The following is a 3,776-nucleotide window of genomic DNA, read 5'->3' as shown; positions in this document are numbered from 1 at the left end:
CATTCATGGACATACCGACAACCAAGGAGATGCGGCGTACAATCAGCAGTTATCGCAAAAACGCGCAGAAGCTGTGGAGACTTACCTTTTAGAAGAACAGGGGCTGGATCAATTCAGCTTTTCAACGAAAGGATTTGGGGAAAGAGAGCCGGCTGCTCCCAATGATAACGAAGAAAACCGCGCAAAAAACCGCCGAGTCGAAATGATTATCATACCAAAGGAAGCGTAAATGGCACGTCGGTGATGGAGAGAGGAGAAGACGGTAGAAAAAGACAGCTATAATCAATCTGAGCCATTGCTAACATCTCCTAATAACCTCCTGCTGAACGTTGTTGGTCCAACGAGGAGTGTGAAGTTATTTTTGGAGGTTGGCAAGTGGCTCTTTTTTGTCTGGTGGAATATCAGAAATTAGATTACGAATGTTACAATTTTAGTCTGCCATAAACACTTTTGATATACACTAATTACCTATGTAGCAGAAGCTTTCTTGTGGAATCTTTGAGTGATGTCCTAAATATGTTATCTTTACACGTCTTATAATTTTCCCTACATCCTAAAAGTGTTATATTTCTTGTTTTGATTGTCTAATCAAATTTATAAAGTAAAAATCATGGTAGCAGCTAAGGCAATATCATCTACATGTGTGGTACATACCCATTTAAAATAAATCACCCTTGAGTTAGTAACAACTCATAAGGGTGATTTATCGTGATAAAAAAGCTTTTAACCCCCATTAATTATTCTTCCCCTATGCCTTCAATCGATTTTTCATTCTCAAAAAATGAATTTTTCTATGGAATGCAAGAGCTTGAGAAAGCAGTTATAACACCGATTTGACAGCAGCTTGAAATCCAGATCAGACAAAAATCTCTGTTTTTAGTTTTGAAGTATGTGCTCACACATGTTTACAAGAGTGTCATAACGGTTACTATTCAAAGTGGTTTCCTTTTTTTAAGCAAATGATTTGTATTCAGGATAATTTCTTCGTTACATTATGTTAAGTCTTTAATCATCAAGGAGGTATACACATGATAGATTTAAAACAAAATGGAAAATTAGGTTTCGGCACTGCCCCTTTAGGCAATATGTATCGGGATATCCCTGAAGACGAAGCAAAGGCCGTCATTGAAGCGGCCTGGGACAACGGTATCCGCTACTTTGACACCGCACCATTCTATGGGGCCGGACTTGCGGAACTAAGGCTTGGGGAAGTGCTGTCAAAGCATAACCGGGACGATTATGTATTGAGTTCTAAGGTAGGACGCTACATAACCGATGAAACCGAAGAAAAAGAAGGGTTGTTTCAATACGGACGCAAAAATAAAGTGATTGATGACTACAGTGCGGAAGGCACACGCAAGTCCATCGAGCAGAGTTTAGAACGCTTGAAGACCGATCGGCTTGATTTCATCTACGTTCATGATATTTCCCCGGACTTTCACGGTGATGATTGGATCTCCCGGTTTGATGAAGCCAGGAACGGGGCTTTCCGTGAATTGGAAAAACTCCGCAGCGAAGGGGTTATCAAATCGTGGGGAATTGGTGTGAACCGGACGGAGCCGATTGAACTGGCACTGGACCTGGAAAACGCCAATCCAGATATCAGCTTGCAGGCCACCCGCTATACTCTGCTTGACCACGAACATGCCTTGCAGCGCCTGCTGCCTGGCGCCCAAGAACAAGGTATGAGCATTGTTGTCGGTGCGCCATATGGCTCAGGCATTATCGCCGGCGGCTCACATTACGAATATGGAGAAGCTCCATCGGAGGTCACCTCCCGCGTAAACCGTATGAGTGACATAGCCAACCGGCATGGGGTCGATCTTATCGCAGCAGCCCTGCAGTTTTCCGCGGCCCATTCGGCTGTCGCAGCCGTTATACCGGGAACAACCCGCCCGGAGCGGATTCAGGAGAATATGAAAGCCATGAAGGCAGACATACCAGCTGCGTTCTGGCAGGAAATGCGGGAGCAGAAGCTTATTTCTCCAGAGGCTCCACTGCCAAACAGCAATTAAGCATTCAAAAAACCGCGTCCACCCCGGTCGCGGTTTTTTTGTGATAGAGACATGATGGTTACAAGGCATTTCTAATTACAATGATTGCAAAAAGAAAAATACAATTAAGGCCCATTCTTTAATTGTGAATGTAATAGATGTAATAGTTAGTTATTGAAAAACCAGATTCTCTTCAACAAAAGGGCCAGATTATGGAGCAACGCCTATAAAGAAAGTTGGATTTCCAGATTAAATTTTAAAAGCGATTATGAAATTTTGTATTTAAAGTAACTAGGCAGAATTGTTCAACAAACATAATTGATTTAATAAATTGAATATTTGGGGTGAAGTAAATGGTTATGGCATTCATAATCGTTATTTTAATAGTGTACTTGTTCAATTTTACGAGTATTAGAAAGCAAAATGAAACAATAAATGATTATTTTCCAAATGTGAATTGCGCCGATCGGGTAGGAACGTGGGAACATCGCTTCAATTAGGAGGGGGCCACAGTGCAAACTCTACGATATTGGGACTATTACGGCTTGGCGGACACTTTTATGGAAAGTCTTAGTGCAAAAAAGGAGGTGGAAAGATGCTAATTTGGGAAGGCAAGATCAGCAGAGTTTCCGCCTATTAGTGGATTACGGTAATGAAGTTGGTTACTTACGAGATTATTTTTTGACTTTACCAATAATTCTGACTATAATTTACATTAGTTATTTTATTAGGAGGTATGGAAATGGTCAATCTTATTAAACAGCAGTTTACTAGAACGAGAGAAGGAGTCATGAAGGCGTTAGAGGGTGTTTCACCAGAAATGGCTGACGTGATTCCAGTTGGTTTCAATAACCATATTCGTTGGCAAGTAGGACATGTCCTATATGCAGGAGAACTATATTTATTTCCAGGAAAAGGAACGCTACCGGCGGAGTATGCTAATTTTTTTGACACTGGATCAAAACCGCGGGAATGGAAAGAAGGAGTTCCATCATTAGAAACCCTTCTTGCTGAATTAAAAGAGCAGCATGTCCGCATTCATGATATTCCTGATGAAGCCTTTGCTGAAAAATTGTCAAAACCACTTATGGAATTGGAGACTTTTGGAGAAATTGCGGCCATGATCGCGGACCATGAAGCGATGCACTTAGGCCAAATTCAGTCACTCAAACGAGTGGTTCAAGCTAGGGTGTCTAACCCCCGCTGACGGAAGAATCACTTATGCCAATAGATAGCGTATCATTCCTAGGTAGTGTCAAAAGTTCTATGAAAACTCAATAGTTTTGTTAAATATTTCAGACGTGAAAATTTAATCAAAAAACCAGAACTAATAGGTTCACCTGTGGACATTGCTCTGGGAGCTTTATATTTGGCATCTAATGAATCTGCTTTTGTAACAGGGAGTGATTTGGTTATTGATAGAGCATCCTTTGTATCAGTTTTGTAGGTAAGTTATCATCTAGCTCTTTACTTTTTTTATTGACATGCATCGGGTTAACTAACACAAAGTCAAAATCTCTAGCTCTGAGAAAACAGGCTAAACCAAGCCAAAAATAACCTGTGGGTTCAACATCGAATATGACATGATCCTTCTTAATTTTCTTTTCTATGGAGTTCCATCCATTCCAAAAGTGTTTGGAACCCATGCATACTATAGCGGAAAGCGTCCGCCTGTAGCAGGAATCAACGGGGCTGTATCAAAAGGTCATGAAAAATGACCTTTTGACAGCCCTTTTTTCGGTTCTATAAGGTTTGTTGTTTGGAATAACTTATCCCTCTAGT

At 41.0% G+C, this 3,776-nt stretch carries 3 protein-coding genes and 1 pseudogene; 3 read left to right on the top strand and 1 reads right to left on the bottom strand.

Annotated features, from left to right (window positions below):
• The 3 genes from BLT18_RS17760 to BLT18_RS17750 form a co-directional block, all read left to right on the top strand.
• A partial coding sequence (locus tag BLT18_RS17760) for an OmpA family protein (protein ID WP_139184769.1) occupies positions 1-229 on the top strand: 229 nt, incomplete at its 5' end.
• 799 nt (positions 230-1,028) lie between these two features.
• Entirely contained in the window at positions 1,029-2,015 is a 987-nt protein-coding gene (locus BLT18_RS17755) for an aldo/keto reductase (protein WP_091277086.1), read from the top strand.
• A 721-nt stretch (positions 2,016-2,736) separates the two neighbouring features.
• Positions 2,737-3,201, top strand: coding sequence for a DinB family protein (locus BLT18_RS17750; protein ID WP_175487600.1), 465 nt, complete (start codon positions 2,737-2,739; stop codon positions 3,199-3,201).
• Positions 3,202-3,406: 205 nt separating this feature from the next.
• On the opposite strand, the pseudogene BLT18_RS18630 reads toward BLT18_RS17750, so the two are convergent.
• Positions 3,407-3,656, bottom strand: a pseudogene (locus BLT18_RS18630) (IS110 family transposase); the annotation flags it as partial.
• Positions 3,657-3,776: the final 120 nt, after the last annotated feature.

Source organism: Alteribacillus persepolensis, from assembly GCF_900099605.1.
In the GTDB taxonomy this organism is placed as follows: domain Bacteria; phylum Bacillota; class Bacilli; order Bacillales; family Marinococcaceae; genus Alteribacillus; species Alteribacillus persepolensis.
Note: the sequence above shows the minus strand (reverse complement) of the source record. Positions and strands in the feature narration are given on the sequence as shown.

Bases quoted from the DNA above. Each gene is read 5' to 3' on its own strand.
- BLT18_RS17755 (WP_091277086.1), top strand. From the start codon at position 1,029: ATGATAGATTTAAAACAAAATGGAAAATTAGGTTTCGGCACTGCCCCT.
- BLT18_RS17750 (WP_175487600.1), top strand. From the start codon at position 2,737: ATGGTCAATCTTATTAAACAGCAGTTTACTAGAACGAGAGAAGGAGTC.